The organism is Ruegeria sp. D6 (assembly GCF_056534365.1).
In genome coordinates this window covers 41,299-54,968 of record NZ_JBQFPH010000003.1, presented here as the reverse complement: position 1 = coordinate 54,968, position 13,670 = coordinate 41,299, and the positions used below count along the sequence as shown (strand labels likewise).

Annotated in this window: 11 protein-coding genes and 1 riboswitch; of the genes, 3 read left to right on the top strand and 8 right to left on the bottom strand. The window is 57.0% G+C overall.

Annotated elements, in window-relative coordinates; all coding sequences use genetic code 11:
* Positions 1-12: 12 nt before the first annotated feature.
* Positions 13-1,401: an MATE family efflux transporter gene (locus tag ACR0A1_RS12230; RefSeq protein WP_170509095.1), complete on the top strand. Its 1,389-nt coding sequence runs from the start codon at positions 13-15 to the stop codon at positions 1,399-1,401.
* On the opposite strand, the gene ACR0A1_RS12225 is transcribed toward ACR0A1_RS12230, so the two are convergent.
* Genes ACR0A1_RS12225 through ACR0A1_RS12210 form a run of 4 tightly spaced genes read right to left on the bottom strand, consistent with a single transcriptional unit; the run spans position 1,376 to position 7,695 of the window.
* Positions 1,376-2,620: an NAD(P)/FAD-dependent oxidoreductase gene (locus ACR0A1_RS12225; protein WP_480867701.1), complete on the bottom strand. Its 1,245-nt coding sequence runs from the start codon at positions 2,618-2,620 to the stop codon at positions 1,376-1,378. The genes ACR0A1_RS12230 and ACR0A1_RS12225 overlap by 26 nt on opposite strands.
* An 11-nt stretch (positions 2,621-2,631) precedes the next feature.
* Positions 2,632-3,645, bottom strand: a complete 1,014-nt coding sequence (locus tag ACR0A1_RS12220; RefSeq protein ID WP_170422566.1) for an Ldh family oxidoreductase — start codon at positions 3,643-3,645, stop codon at positions 2,632-2,634.
* Positions 3,646-3,705: 60 nt separating this feature from the next.
* Positions 3,706-5,226 (bottom strand): trimethylamine methyltransferase family protein, encoded by a 1,521-nt coding sequence (locus ACR0A1_RS12215; protein ID WP_480867699.1) that lies wholly within the window; start codon positions 5,224-5,226, stop codon positions 3,706-3,708.
* A 15-nt stretch (positions 5,227-5,241) separates the two neighbouring features.
* A complete protein-coding gene (locus tag ACR0A1_RS12210; RefSeq protein WP_480867697.1) occupies positions 5,242-7,695 on the bottom strand; it encodes a GcvT family protein in 2,454 nt (817 codons plus the stop codon).
* 255 nt (positions 7,696-7,950) lie between these two features.
* Here ACR0A1_RS12210 and ACR0A1_RS12205 point away from each other — a divergent pair, with 255 nt between their 5' ends.
* The gene (locus ACR0A1_RS12205) at positions 7,951-8,844 is read left to right on the top strand and encodes a LysR substrate-binding domain-containing protein (RefSeq protein ID WP_480705989.1); all 894 of its coding nucleotides are present in this window, start codon (positions 7,951-7,953) and stop codon (positions 8,842-8,844) included.
* 54 nt (positions 8,845-8,898) lie between these two features.
* Here ACR0A1_RS12205 and ACR0A1_RS12200 read toward each other — a convergent pair whose 3' ends face one another.
* From ACR0A1_RS12200 to ACR0A1_RS12185, 4 genes are read right to left on the bottom strand one after another with little or no spacing between them, the layout of a single operon-like run.
* On the bottom strand, positions 8,899-9,912 hold the full coding sequence (locus ACR0A1_RS12200; RefSeq protein ID WP_170509083.1) for an iron ABC transporter permease: 1,014 nt from the start codon (positions 9,910-9,912) through the stop codon (positions 8,899-8,901).
* Between the two features lies 1 nt (position 9,913).
* The gene (locus tag ACR0A1_RS12195) at positions 9,914-10,861 is read right to left on the bottom strand and encodes an ABC transporter substrate-binding protein (protein WP_170509081.1); all 948 of its coding nucleotides are present in this window, start codon (positions 10,859-10,861) and stop codon (positions 9,914-9,916) included.
* 18 nt (positions 10,862-10,879) lie between these two features.
* Positions 10,880-11,665 carry an ABC transporter ATP-binding protein gene (locus ACR0A1_RS12190; protein WP_480867694.1) on the bottom strand — a complete coding sequence of 262 codons (786 nt, stop codon included), beginning with the start codon at positions 11,663-11,665 and terminating at the stop codon, positions 10,880-10,882.
* A complete protein-coding gene (locus tag ACR0A1_RS12185) occupies positions 11,662-12,018 on the bottom strand; it encodes a DUF1636 family protein (RefSeq protein ID WP_480867693.1) in 357 nt (118 codons plus the stop codon). Before ACR0A1_RS12185 ends, ACR0A1_RS12190 begins: the two co-directional genes overlap by 4 nt.
* 102 nt (positions 12,019-12,120) lie before the next feature.
* Positions 12,121-12,329: riboswitch (cobalamin riboswitch) on the bottom strand.
* Between the two features lie 258 nt (positions 12,330-12,587).
* On the opposite strand from ACR0A1_RS12185, the gene ACR0A1_RS12180 reads away from it, so the two are divergent.
* On the top strand, positions 12,588-13,655 hold the full coding sequence (locus ACR0A1_RS12180) for a catalase family protein (RefSeq protein WP_480867691.1): 1,068 nt from the start codon (positions 12,588-12,590) through the stop codon (positions 13,653-13,655).
* Positions 13,656-13,670: the final 15 nt, after the last annotated feature.

The window sequence follows — 13,670 nt, the reverse complement described above, 5'->3', positions numbered from 1 at the left end:
TGGCCAGTTGATATGGCCATCCCAACTGAAATTGATCTGACGCGCGGGCCAATCTCGACCCATTTCCGAACCCTGGCGATCCCGGGCGCAATCGGGATGTTGTTCAACACTCTCTACAACGTTGTCGACATGTTCTTCGCCGGCCTTCTCTCGACCAGCGCGCAGGCTGGATTGGCATTAGGGTTTCAGGCCTTTTTCATTGCCATTTCGGTCGGGGTCGGGTTGGGTGCCGCGATGAGCGCGCTGGTCGGCAACGCATTAGGCGCTGGAGACACTCGCGCAGCGCGGCGGTTTGCGGCACAGGGAATGATCTATGGCTTCATTGCAGCCTGTGTTCTGGCGGCGGCTGGTCTCTGGTACGGCCCTGCGCTGATAACTCTGGTTTCGGAACCGGGACCTTATCGCGATGCAGGTTTACGTTATTTCCACTGGCTCCTATTGGCCTTGCCCGGATTTCTACTGGCCTTCGGTTGCAATGGCATTCTTCAGGCACATGGTGACGCGGTATCGATGCAACGCGCCCTCATGGTGGCGTTTTTTGCCAATATCGGTCTGAACCCCCTCTTGATCTACGGCATTCCGGGCATGATCCCGGGCATCGGATTTGATGGCCTCGCTGTATCGACGGTGATCAGCCAGACCGGTGTGATGGTGTTTCTGATCCGTCAGGTCCTCAGACGCCGCAGGATGAGGCGCATGCGCCCCCGAAACTTCATTCCGCGCCTACAGAAGTTCAAGGAGATCTCGGTTCAGGTACTTCCCACAGCGACATCTTTCTTCGTGATGCTGCTGTCAGGTTTCGTCATGCAGTTCGCCCTGAAAATCTTTGGAGAGCACGCAATCGCTGGCTTTGGCATTGCCATTCGGCTTGAGCAGATTTTGCTTTTGCCGGTGCTGGGGGTCACGGGGGCACTGCTACCCATCGCGTCCCAGAATTTCGGTGCCCGCGACTATGAAAGGGTACGCGAGGCACTGTTTTATTGCTGGAAAGTCGGGTTCATCATGACCGCCATCGCAGCCCCCATATTGTGGATTTTTGGCCGCCTTATGATGGGCTTTTTCACCGACGATCCCGAAGTGATCCGCGTCGGACTTAGCTATCTACGTGTCGATAGTCTGATCCTCCCGGTCTACATGATGCTTTTTTCCATCAACTCGCTATTGCAAGCCTTGAAGCGACCGATCTGGACCGTGTGGATCAGCCTATATCGTCAAGGATTTGGCGTCGCCTTTTTTGTCTGGATTTTCGTCGGCCTGCTCGGCTTTAACGAAATTGGTGTCTGGTTCGGCACCGCAGGTGCCGTGGTGACTGGCTGGATGATCGCGTTGCTGATGACGTCCCATGTGGCTCAAAAAGAGCTGGGCGGGCTTTGGCTCAGGACGAGAACCGATCTGGGCTGAAGGCTTCTATATCGATGTCCGGTGATCTGCCAGCAATTACATCTGCGATTATACGCGCCGTCGTCGCGCCTAGTGTCAGGCCAAGCTGTCCGTGACCCGTCGCAAAGGCGACGTTAGCCAGTCGCCTGCTGCGGCCAATGATCGGACGTGTGTCCGGTGTAAACGGGCGGCGACCCATCCGGCGTTCCGCACTATCGGTCTTCAAACCCGGTAATACGCGGCATGCACGCCTGACCAGCACATCGGCTCGGTTCCAATTCGGCTGCGCGTTCAGGTCGGCAAATTCTACGGTACCGGCCACTGCCAGCGCCTGCTGATACGGTGTAATGCCAAACCCGCCTTTGGCATAAAACACCGTATGGCGGAGCTCGACCCCGCTATCTTTCAACGCAGTCGAATATCCGATCACCCCTTCCATCCTCAGTTGAACGCCCAGCGTCTTGGCCAAGATTCTAGACGGCGTTCCCGCAGCGATGACGAAATCATCTGCGCTGATCGATCGCCCATCGCTCAGCTTCACGCTTTTCACATGTTGTCCGTCCTGCGAAAAACCGATTGCTCTTCCTGCCACGACAGCCCCGCCGCGGCTGCTAAAACTCTGCGTCAGCGTTTCAACCAATACCTTAGGGTCCGTCACAAAACTCCAGTCTCTAAGCAAAGCTGCATGTTTGAAATCAGATGCTATTGCAGGATCGATTTCATGCGCTTCCTGACCTGTAACTTGATCAATCGTGCAGCCCAACTCACGCGCCAACTCAAAAGCTGGGCGCATGGTCGCAAGGTCATTGTCGTCGTCAAACAACTTGATTACCGGCCGTTCGACCAAAACCTCAGGATGGCCTACATCTAAAAGCTGAGCCTTGAAATCCGCTGTTGCAGCAAACGTAAGTCTTGCCAGATCGGAGGCGATTGCGCGCATTTTCGAGCGACGCGCATTGGCCGTAAACCGTGCAAACCACGGCAGCAATTTCACCGCTGAGGCCGGGCGCAGTGTCAACGGGGCCTCGGCATCCAGCAACCAGCCCGGCACTTTCATCAACATCCCCGGCTGCGACAACGGCACGATCTCACCCACTGCGATACACCCGCAGGAAGCCCAACTCGCGCCCTCACCAACCGGACCCGGTTCTACGACGGTGACCTCGTGGCCCTGCGACTGCAATGTCAGCGCACAGGATATTCCGACGATGCCGCCGCCAATTACAACCACCCGTGCCATTACTGGGACCCCTACAGAAGTTCGCGAAGTTGCTTCATCAAGTCCGCCGTGACGCGAACACCATCCGCTTCGGCGGCAGCACGGTTTTTCAAGCGGCCATCTCCGGGAACGCGGGCATCCCCGTTACCTTCAATCTCAGCGCAGATGCGTTGGACATAGCCTTCAAATGCGGCATTCCCGAAACGCGCCGGATCAATCGCGATCAACGTTGAACCGCCCTTGATATTCAAGGCACCATGCGCTTCGCGGTTGGCATTGTCCACGGACAATGTTCCACCGGCCAGTGCCGCGCCAAGAACTTCGATCAGGAAGGCGATCGCCGCGCCTTTGTGCTCGCCAAACGGCAACAGACTGCGGGTCTCCAAAATCGCGTTGGGATCGCTGGTTGGCTGACCGTTCGGGTCAAGCCCCGCAGGGCGCGGCAATTCGTGCCCTTCAGCCGCGGCCATCCGGATGTCCATCAGCGCAACCATTGACGAGGCCTGATCCCAAACAACCGGCGCACGACCCGGTCGCGGGCAAGCAAAGGACATCGGATTGGTGCCAAAAACAGGGCGGGTGCCGCCTTGCGGCACCACCATCGAGAGCGAGTTCACAACACCTAGCGCTACCAGCCCAGCGTCCGCCAGCGGACCTGTATCGAAACGTAGTGCCCCCAGATGGTGGCAATTGGCACAAGTAAACGCGGCAATACCATTCGCGCGCGCCATTTCAATAAGCTCGTTTCGAGCTTTGGCGGCCACGATCTGGTAATAGCCATTGTCACCATCTCCGCGCAGAACCCCCGGTGCGATCCGTTCGACACTCGGGTCGGCCTCGGGATTGGCATATCCCGAAGAAAAGCTCTGCGCATAAACAGGTAACATCCTTAACCCATGGCTACGCGGGCCGTCGCGCTCGCTCATCCGCACAAGCCCGGCCAGAACCGTGCTGCCATGTTCATCCATGCCTGCAGCCACAAGGACAGATTTTGCCAATTCCTCTACTTCGTCGAGTGAGAGGGCGATCGTCGAGTTATCGGCCATGTGCCTAATCCTGTGGTTGGTTGAGGAAACGGGCACATAAGTGCCCGCTTGCAGATCTGTTTAGGCGCTGTATTCCACCCGCTTCTTAGCGACGAATTCATCCAACGCCCCGCGCTGATCGTCCGGCATTGGTGGCTGGACGTAGGTGTTCAGCATACGCTGCGCCTCTTCCGTGCCAACGGTTTCTGCGGTTCTCGCACCTTCTGCCTCCCACTGTTCAAAACTGTCATTGTTTTGCAAGTGGTTCATATGCATTGGGTTTTCGCGCGTGTGGTCAGTACCAAGGAAGTGCCCACCCGGTCCGATTTTGTCAATGTCGCCCAGCAACGTGTCCAGATTTTCTTCTTGCAGGCCGCTGAAGAAACGGTGGAAGTTCTCCAACTGCAACGCATCCTGCACCCATTTTGAGTAGCTGACCCCAAGCGCGCCTTCAAGGAAGCCTGCTGAGTGTACGATGTAGTTTGCGCCACCCAGCAGCACCGGCCACATGGTGTTTGCGGTGTCGAACGCAGCCTGCATATCCGGGGATTTCGATCCGGTCCACATGGTACAGGTCCGCCATGGCACACCATAAAACCGAGCCATCTGACCCACCAGAAGGTTCATCAGCCCTGGTTCGGGCGAACCCATCATCGGTGCACCTGTCTTCATCGAAACGCCCATGATTGCTACCCCCAGCACCATCGGGGCTCCGCGCCGGATGATCTGGCTGTAGGCCATACCGGCCAGAGATTCTGCAATCAGCAGCGCGACACCACCCTGCGGGCTTGCAGGTGTGCTCGCCCCGGCAAGAACAAAGGGCGACAGCAGGCAGGGCTGGTTGGCGGCGGCATAGACGCGCAGGCTCTGCAACATGGTCTCATCCCAGACCAACGGTGTGTTGCAGTTCAGCAGGGCTGCCATCACCACATTGTTGTCAACAAACTCCTCACCAAACACGATGCGAGTCATCTCTACCGAGTCCAACGCTGCCTGCTCGGATAGAACTGAACCCTTGATCGGTTTGTCGGTCAGCGTCAGTGCGGCATGGACCAGCTCCAGGTGGCGTTGCGGGACGGGTACGTCCTGCGGCTCGACCGGCAAAATACCCGGTACCATCATCGACTGACTCATCTGACTGAGTTTGAAGAAGTTATGCGCATCCTCCAGCATCGAAGGGCGGCGCACACCATCCAGACCATAGACAAATGGCGCGCCATACGCATTGGCAAAGACCGAATGCCGATTGCCCACCCGCAGCGAGCGTTCCGGGTTGCGCGCGGCATAGCCCCATTCCGAGGGAACGGCCGAGATCAGGTCCATCAGCATCTCGCGCCCGATGCGCACTCGCTCACCCTGCACATCCGCACCGTACTTCTTCCAATCAGCTAAGGCCACCGGATCGCGGAACTCAATCCCTGTGGTTTCAAGTATAGTCATGGCCGCGTTGTGGATTTTCTCAACGCCTTCGGGACCAAGCAGATCAATCGGACCAACTTTGCGGTTCAGCGTCGACAAGTAGACAGGGGGCGGGTTGGTGCGAGCCTTGACCCGCGCGGCACGTCCACCGCCACGGCCCGAGCGTGCTTTGACTTCTGCCATCTCAAATCCTCCTGATCAGGCGCGCGCGCGGGCGCTGGTGGGATCAACGGCGCAGGTTTCGATCACTTCTGCCTCGCGCATTTCATTGTGGATGAGCACCTGCATTTTGGTGCCGGGTGCCGTCATCTCGTATGGAACCAGCGCCATCGCAAGGTCGTGGTTGCAGTAATACGAGAACCCGCCCGAAGTGACGCGTCCGATCAGCTTGCCATCGGCATAGACACCTTCGTCAAACATCACCGAGGTGTCGCAGAACGGCAGCTTCAGTGTGACCAGTGTGTTGTATCCACCCTGCTCCTGCTGCTTTTGCAGCGCGGCTTTGCCGACGAAATCGCGTTCGGCCACCTGCCCGCCGATCTTCTCGGTCATTGCAACGAAACGGCCCAAATCGGCCTCATATGGGGTCAGGTCCTTGCAGATTTCGCGGTTGATTGCGCGATAGGATTTCTCAAGCCGCATCGACTCCAACGCTTCAAGCCCGAAAGGTTTCACACCCGATTTCAGCAGCAAATCAACGAGGTGGCGATTGTACCCGACCGGGTGGTGCAGTTCCCATCCCAACTCACCGGTGTAGGAGACGCGCAACAAGTGCACACCTTTGGCATAGCCCACCTCGCCCATCTGTGCCGACAGCCATGGGAATGCTTCGTTCGACAAATCATTATCGGTCAATGGTTGAAGGATGTCCCGTGCCTTGGGCCCAGCCAGTGCGATCACGCCCAGCTGTTCTGAGATATCCTCGATCACCACCGAGCCATCACCTGGCAGCACGCGCTGTAACTGATCCCAATTGTAGGCTCGCCAGTTCGGCGTCGATATCAGGTAGAAATCGTCGTCGGCATAGCGCACGATTGTGTACTCCGCATCCATGCCGCCCTTATCGTTCAACATCAGCGACAAGGTCATGCGGCCCACCTTGGGCAGCTTGTTGGCCATCAGGCTATCCAGCCATTTGGCTGCACCCGGTCCACGCACTGTGAACTTGGTCATCGGCGACATTTCGATGAAGCCAGCCTCTTCACGGGTGGTGCGCACCTCTTCCTGAACACGCTCCATATGGTTGGTGCGGCGGAAACTGTGTTCGGGGATCGCCTCTTCGGGCGATTTGGCGAACCAGCGAGGAAATTCGTAGCCGTTAAAGCTGGTCCAAACCGCGCCCTGAGCAGTCAAAAGATCATATGACCCCATGGTCTTCATCGGGCGCGCATCCGGGAAGTCCTCACCCGGAACATGCGCATCCATATGGGTGCCCCATGTCTCGCGCACCTTATCCATGGTCCAACGTTTTGAGGCGTAGTCCGAGAATCGACGCGGGTCGAGCTCCGACATATCCATGCCCGGATCGCCATTGACGATCCATTTGGCCAAACGGTTTCCAACGGTGCCGCCCCAGAGGATGCCACCTGGCATGCCTTCGGCCAGCCAAAGGTTCTCATGCCCCGGTGCGGGTCCGGCCAGAGGCAGCTCGTCCGGGGTCATCTGGAACGGGCCACGGGTGTTGGCCTTGATCCCAACCTCACCCAAGGTCGGCACACGTTCGATGGCGCGTTCCCATTGGGTTTCCACGGCATCAAAATCCTCGGGCAACAGATCGGCTCCGAACTCGGGCGGGACACGATCCTCGGCGAATAGTTTGAGGTCTTTGGTGAATTCATACGGCCCGAACTGGATCCCGCCCACATCTTCGCGCAGATAAGCGCCGTAGTCCTCATCGCGCAGGATTGGGAATTCGGGCAAGCCTTGCGCCCGGCGCTCTTTCAACATCGGCACCGTCTCGGTCGTCCAATACTGGTGAACGATCGGGATACATGGCAGGTCCAGCCCCACACGGCGCGCATTTTCGCGGGCGTAGTTTCCGGTGGCAAAGATCAGATGCTCGCAGGTGATCTCACCCTGATTGGTGGTCACTTTCCAGTGGCCATCGTCCAGCTTCTCATAAGCCTGCGCTTCGGTGTTCTGGTATACCTTGGCGCCGGCATCCCGCGCGAGCTTGGCCAATGCCATGGTAATGTCGGCGGGATTCACATAGCCGTCTTCAGTGTGCAGGATACCACCCCGAATATCTGGACTTTGGTTCAGCAAGGGATGAACCTCGGCAATCTCCTCCGGCGTCAGCAGTTGGCAGGGCACGCCCGCAGCTTCGGCAATCGAGATATAGGACTGGAACTCATCCCAGCGCTTTTCGGTATTGGCGACCCGCAGCTGTCCTACCTTACGCAGTCCGACCGAACTGCCCATCTTCTCTTCCACCTCGGTGTAGATGCGGATGGTTTCCATCGTCATCTTCGACACGTTGTGCGACCGCACAAAGGTCACTAGCAAACCAGCCGCATGCCACGTCGAACCCGAGGTCAGTGTGGTGCGTTCCAGCATAACGGCATCAGAGCATCCATGTTCGGTCAGCCCATATAGAATTGACGCCCCGACGCATCCGCCACCGACAACCACGACTTTTGCATGTGACTGCATACTGCAACTCCTTCAAATTGTGCACGACCAACCGGGGATCGAATTGCATGAGGAAAGATCGATATGATGTCCAAGGGGCTTGAGGACCCTTGGCACATCCCTTGATCATGTCTCAAACGGTTGTGGCGAATTTTCACATTGAACTGCTGGCGGGCAATTGCAAAAAGATTCACTCTGCATAAGATGAACTAAGCCAAATCGCTGCTGATTGCGTTCTTATTATCGGGTTTTCAACTTGTCACAGGTCAAAACATCTTGCCCAACCGCCCATATGATCTTCCGCCCCTAAGCTCTCTGATCAGCTTTGAAACCGCAGCGCGGCATGTGAGTTTCAAAACTGCTGCTGAAGAGCTGAATGTTACGCCCGCAGCGATCAGCCATCAGGTCAAAGCGCTTGAGAACGAGCTGCAATGCGCGCTGTTTCTGCGCCATCATCGCGGCGTCGAACTTACCGAAAGCGGAGCCTATTTGCTGGTCGCCCTTCAACGTGGCCTTGAAGGGATCAGCGAGGCCCTTGGGCAGTTGCGCCGACAGTATGACCACAAAGGCGTGACGATCCGTTCCTCTACGGCGGTCAGCTCGCTTTGGCTTACACCACGGCTTGCCCAGTTTTGGAAAACGCATGGCCATGTTTCTGTGACACAAGTTGTGACCGATCTCGGGGTCGATACCTCAAAATGTGATCTAAGCATTCACTACGGTGATACACGCCGCGATTCAGGGATTATCAAGACCTTGTTTCACGACAACATCATGGCCTTATGCAGCCCTCGGTTTGCGAAACAGAACCCAATCGAGCATGTCGGCGAGATCGCCAAAGTGCCGCTCATCCATCTTGATGCACCAGATACCGGTTGGACCGATTGGCGGGCCTGGACCCGTAAACTGGGCTATGAAGGCCCGCTGAATTCCGCGCATCGGGTCAACAATTACACGATTGCGCTTCAGGCCGCTCAGGACGATATGGGCGCAGTGCTGGGATGGGAGGGACTGACCTCGGAGCTGACCGCATCCGGAAAACTGGTCAGACTGTTGCCGCAAACCATCTCATCGCAACTGGATTTCTACGTGAAACTACACAACACCTCATCCGACCGAGCCAAGCTTGTGTTCAAGTGGCTCGGCCAAGCGGTTGACGGAAAGGTTTAAACTCGGCTCAGACCTGATCAGGACGAAATATCTTGGGAGCGAAGATCGAGGGCCTTACCGTTGATTTCTCGCTGTCCTGAATAAAAGCAAGAACACAAACACCGATCCGATTGAAGTTGTGACGATCCCCACCGGCAATTCCTGCGGAGCCAGCAGAAGCCTGCTGAGAATGTCAGAGCCGGTCAACAAGGCAGCACCAACCATAGCGGCGGTAGGTAGAAGGTTTTTGTGCAGGGGACCTGCGATCCCGCGTGCAATATGCGGCACCATCAGACCGACAAAACCAATCACTCCGGCTACGGAAACAAACACGGCCGTTGCCAAAGCTGCGGTGAAAAACATGCTGAACCGCAGACCCCGAACCGGCACACCCAGAGTAGCGGCAGTCAAATCCCCGGTCAGCAGCGCATCCAACCAGCGGCTGCGATAAAGCGAATAGCTCAGGATCAGCAGCAGACCGATGCACACCAGCGGGAACGTCTCCCAACGGGCCAGGCCCAGCCCCCCCAGCATCCAGAAGATGACAGAATGGGCGGCGCGGCTATCGCCGGCGAAAATCAGATAGTTGGTGATGGCCGAAAACAAAAACGACACAGCCAGACCCGCAAGGATCAGTTTTTCCGGTGCGCTGGTGCGAAGCCCATGAACCAGCGCCAGCACGATGCCCGACGCCACAAGACCGCCGCAAAAGGCAGCCAGAGGCAGAGTCCAGAAACCCAGAATATCTCCGGTCACGGTAATTACAAACACCGCCCCCGCTGCCGCACCCGAGGACAGGCCGAACAGAAATGGATCGGCAAGGTCATTACGTGTGGTCGTTTGCAGCACCACGCCAACGATGCCCAGCCCAGCACCGATCACGGCTGCAAACAACGCGCGGGGCAATCGCAGGTCGAATACGATCCTATGCAGCGGCGACATCTCTCCGTCCTGCAACCCGGTACCGCGCAATATCGCGGTGAAGGTGTCGGACAAAGGAATCGAGGTTGTGCCGTAGATCGTGGAAATCAGCAAAAGGGCGGTCAGAACGACCGCCCCCAGCAACAACGTCAGGCCCAGTCGGCCCATATTAGCTCTGACCCGGATGCATCGCGCGCGCCATCTTCGAGATCGCTTCGATATTTGCCGGTCCCGGCGTTAGCTCTTCGTAGCGCAATCCGATCCAGCGTTCGTTCTTGACGGCATCAGTCTGCGACATGACGGGATGTTCCTGCAGGAACTTGAAGGTGTCCTCGGCACCATTGCCGGTCTGATAATCCAACAAAACCAGGAATTCCGGGTTCGATGCGGCAACGGCCTCCCACGAAGTGCGGCCCCAGCTCGTGTCCATGTCATGAGTGACGTTTTCACCACCGGCGGCTGTGATCATCGCGTCGGGAATCGCGAATTTACCGGCGGTAAACGGAGCATCTGCAGGACCATCCAGAAGAAAGACGCGGGGCTTGGGCAGTTCAGCAGTCTTGGCTTCGATCGCTGCCAGCTGCTCTTTCCAGCCCGAGACCAGAGCCTCGGCCTTGTCTTCGACTTGCATCACCTTGCCCAAGCGCAACACATCGCCAAACAGAAGATCCATGCTGGCTTCGGGGCGATCCTTGTCCAGATGGACACAGCTTTCCGTTAGAACCAAGGTCTTGATTCCGAACGGTTCCAATGTATCTGGGGTCACATCACCACCCGGCTTCATGCCATAGTACCAACCGGCAAAGAACAGGTCGGGTTCAACCGCCACCAAGTTTTCGACGGTCGGATATTTCGGCGCAAGCTCGGGGATGTCGCCGCGCAGGGCATCAAAATCAGGGCTGGTCTTGTACCAGCCGGTGATGCCGGTCAGGCCGACGATCTTGTCCTGCAGACCCAATGCAAAAGCCATATCGGTCATGTTCATGTCATGCACAACCAGGCGCTCGGGCGCGGTATCAAAAACCAGCGGTTCGCCGCAGTTGTCTACGGTGACTTCTTGCGCAGCAGCACCGCTTGCCATGGCGGTGGCCAACGCCACGGGCCAGATGTATTTCATCTCAGTGTGTTCCTTTGACTAAGTTGAGACTGTGGTTCTTCGAATATCAAGCGCCGGAATCACGCGGCCTTCGTGGAGAAAGCAGAGGAAATCAACGCCAAAAGTTTCGCGGACTCTTTCGGGTGTCAGCACCTTGTCCACCGACCCAAACTCGATCATGCGGGTCGATTTCATCAGCGCCACATGTGTGGCGAATTCGGGGATCATGACCAGATCGTGTACGATCATGACCACGGTGATCCCAAGCTCGGCGACCAAAGACAGCATCCGCCCTTTTGCATCAGGATCCAGATGGTTGGTAGGTTCGTCCAGAAACAGCAACGAAGGGTTCTGCGCCAAAGCGCGCGCGATATGGGCACGCTGACGTTCGCCTCCGGACAGTTGGGCCATGCGCTTGTCCGCGAGATTGGCGAGACCGGTCAGGTCTAAAATCCGGTCCAGCTCTTGCGCGTGGCCTTCGACAGATCGGTCCGCACGGATGGGTATTTGCCCCAGCGCAACATAATCGCGTAACGCCAAGCGTCCATCGGGCAGTTCCTGCTGACCTACCACTGCAATCATGCGCGCACGCTCTTTGGCGGAGAGCTGTTTCAGACTGCGTCCTTTGATCCGAACATCGCCAAGTGCCAGCGGCTCAGCGCCGCACAACAGATTGAGAAGCGTCGTTTTCCCCGCCCCGTTCGGGCCGGCGATGGCTAGAATGGAACCCTCGTCCAACTCGAACGAGACGCCCTGCAACAGGACATCTCCGTTAAGGGCATAATACTCAAGGTTTTCGGCAATCAGAAAGGGTCGCAACGTCATTGCGATGCCCCCTGTTCGATCCGCGGCATGCGCGAGAGGGTTTTATTGAACAACGCCTGCGGGCGATCAGTGGCGTTTGTCCAGCCATCCGGGCTTTCACGATACTGCGCTGCAAACTCAGCCAGCGCCTGCACCTCATCCGCGGTCTGAATGCCACCAAAAAGGTATTGCGCCTTTCCTACGGCCTGGAACCCAACCGTTCTGGGACTATTGCAGCCTGCCATGCAAGACGACGCGCGGATCGCAAAACTGCGAGGTAATTTCCCAGTCAACGCATCGCAAATTTCATCAAGGCGCAGCCCTTCAGTGCAGCTTTCGCAGACTAGAATGAAATGATCAGGCGTATCTGGCATGGTCCACTCCACCTGTTTCCAAGCGCATGCGGAAGCTGCCGACAATGTAAACACGCGATTGACGCGCCATCAAAGCCTCCTTCCAGGACGCCCCGCCCCGGGTTGGTTGAACATCTGATGGCAGGTCTCCTGACTTGCGGGTCCGCGCTCGGCCAACCTTCCCGACCCTGTGGACCAGTGGCTGTTTGGCCTTGCTCACCGCTTACAGTTGCGGGGGCAGTTACGGAATTGGCACCATTTTGGCAAACCTCACCGTATTCCCTTTTCATCCCGCGGCAACGCCACCGGGAACCATCAATCGACTGAGTGCCCGAGAACACCGGACACGTCAATGATAAAGTCGAAGGCGCTCAACTCTGGTCGAGGATCGAGCGCGGGCAACCACGTGTCCGTAGCACCAACCGAATGGGTTGGGCTGCGCGCCGAATTTGTCTGGCCACGGTTGTCCATAGTTGGTGTGTTTGGAAATTAGACAATCTGAGGTAAGCTGAACAAATTTAGAGGTTTAGCTTTGTCAGCACCTTACCCCTGTTTGATCATTGCCTGGGTTTATCCAAGGAGACGGTTCTTTGACACATGTTTCGCAAAACGCATTGCCGCCGGATATTGTTGATGATGTCATTGACCACAATCTCGAGGCCGTTGCACGGTGGAAAGGCCATCGCTTAAGGGCTCAGCATGGGCGCAGTCACGGGTGTGTAGCTGCAATATTCACCGTCAGAAACGATCTACCAGAACAGTTCCGTCACGGCCTGTTTGAACAGCCCGCAGCCTATTCAGCCGCACTTCGCTTTTCCAACGGCGCGCATCTGGATGACCGGAAATCGGATGCCCACGGGATGGCGATCAAGCTTTTTGATGTGCCTGGCCCCAAGCTGATCGACGCCGAAGCACTTGCGCATCTGGGGACCACACAACTCAGCGACGAGTTCGATTTCGTATTGGTCGATCAGGATGTGTTTCCCAGCTACGTCCCCGATGAATATGAGCGATTGGGCAGGCTTGTCGCCACATTACAAGCGGTCCAGCACGCGATCAAAGGGCGACGAAAATGGAGCCTTAGGTTGATCACCAAAGGGCTGCGCGCAGGATTTCGCACCTTCCTCACTCGTGAAGGCAAGCGTCAGTTTCGCGTCGCGAGTGATTTTGCCTCGAACTATATGCACTCGCCTTTTGAGGTCCATTTCTGGTCGACAACACCGTATCGGCTGGGCCCCGATCTAACAGTCCGATACCTGGCCCGCAGCGCTAAACCAAAAATTCCGGCACATCCGGTAGACGATCCAGATGGGATCGGGCAGTGTTTGCGGCAAGACGTGGCCGATGGAGATAATCACTTCGAGCTGTGTGTGATTGAGCCCCCGCGCCCGGCCGACGAATTCGATGTGCTAGACAATCGCATCCGGTGGGCATGCGATCCGCAACCAGATGCACCTCTTGATCCGTACCATCATACCGTCACGCCCGTGGCGGATATCACGATTCCCAAAGGTGCAGAATTTGATCCGCAGAATGGCGACGCGATGAGCTTCTCGCCCTGGCGTGTCACGGCAGATCACGAACCTTTAGGACCGATTAATGCGATCCGGCTCAGAACCTATCTGAGCCTGGCCCGCGCCCGGTTCCCGAACCGATGACCAAACGGAGATGTA

Excerpts from the sequence above, each read along its gene's own strand:
- ACR0A1_RS12230 (WP_170509095.1), top strand. The coding sequence starts at position 13 with ATGGCCATCCCAACTGAAATTGATCTGACGCGCGGGCCAATCTCGACC.
- ACR0A1_RS12225 (WP_480867701.1), bottom strand. The coding sequence starts at position 2,620 with ATGGCACGGGTGGTTGTAATTGGCGGCGGCATCGTCGGAATATCCTGT.
- ACR0A1_RS12220 (WP_170422566.1), bottom strand. The coding sequence starts at position 3,645 with ATGGCCGATAACTCGACGATCGCCCTCTCACTCGACGAAGTAGAGGAA.
- ACR0A1_RS12215 (WP_480867699.1), bottom strand. The coding sequence starts at position 5,226 with ATGGCAGAAGTCAAAGCACGCTCGGGCCGTGGCGGTGGACGTGCCGCG.
- ACR0A1_RS12210 (WP_480867697.1), bottom strand. The coding sequence starts at position 7,695 with ATGCAGTCACATGCAAAAGTCGTGGTTGTCGGTGGCGGATGCGTCGGG.
- ACR0A1_RS12200 (WP_170509083.1), bottom strand. The coding sequence starts at position 9,912 with ATGGGCCGACTGGGCCTGACGTTGTTGCTGGGGGCGGTCGTTCTGACC.
- ACR0A1_RS12195 (WP_170509081.1), bottom strand. The coding sequence starts at position 10,861 with ATGAAATACATCTGGCCCGTGGCGTTGGCCACCGCCATGGCAAGCGGT.
- ACR0A1_RS12190 (WP_480867694.1), bottom strand. The coding sequence starts at position 11,665 with ATGACGTTGCGACCCTTTCTGATTGCCGAAAACCTTGAGTATTATGCC.
- ACR0A1_RS12185 (WP_480867693.1), bottom strand. The coding sequence starts at position 12,018 with ATGCCAGATACGCCTGATCATTTCATTCTAGTCTGCGAAAGCTGCACT.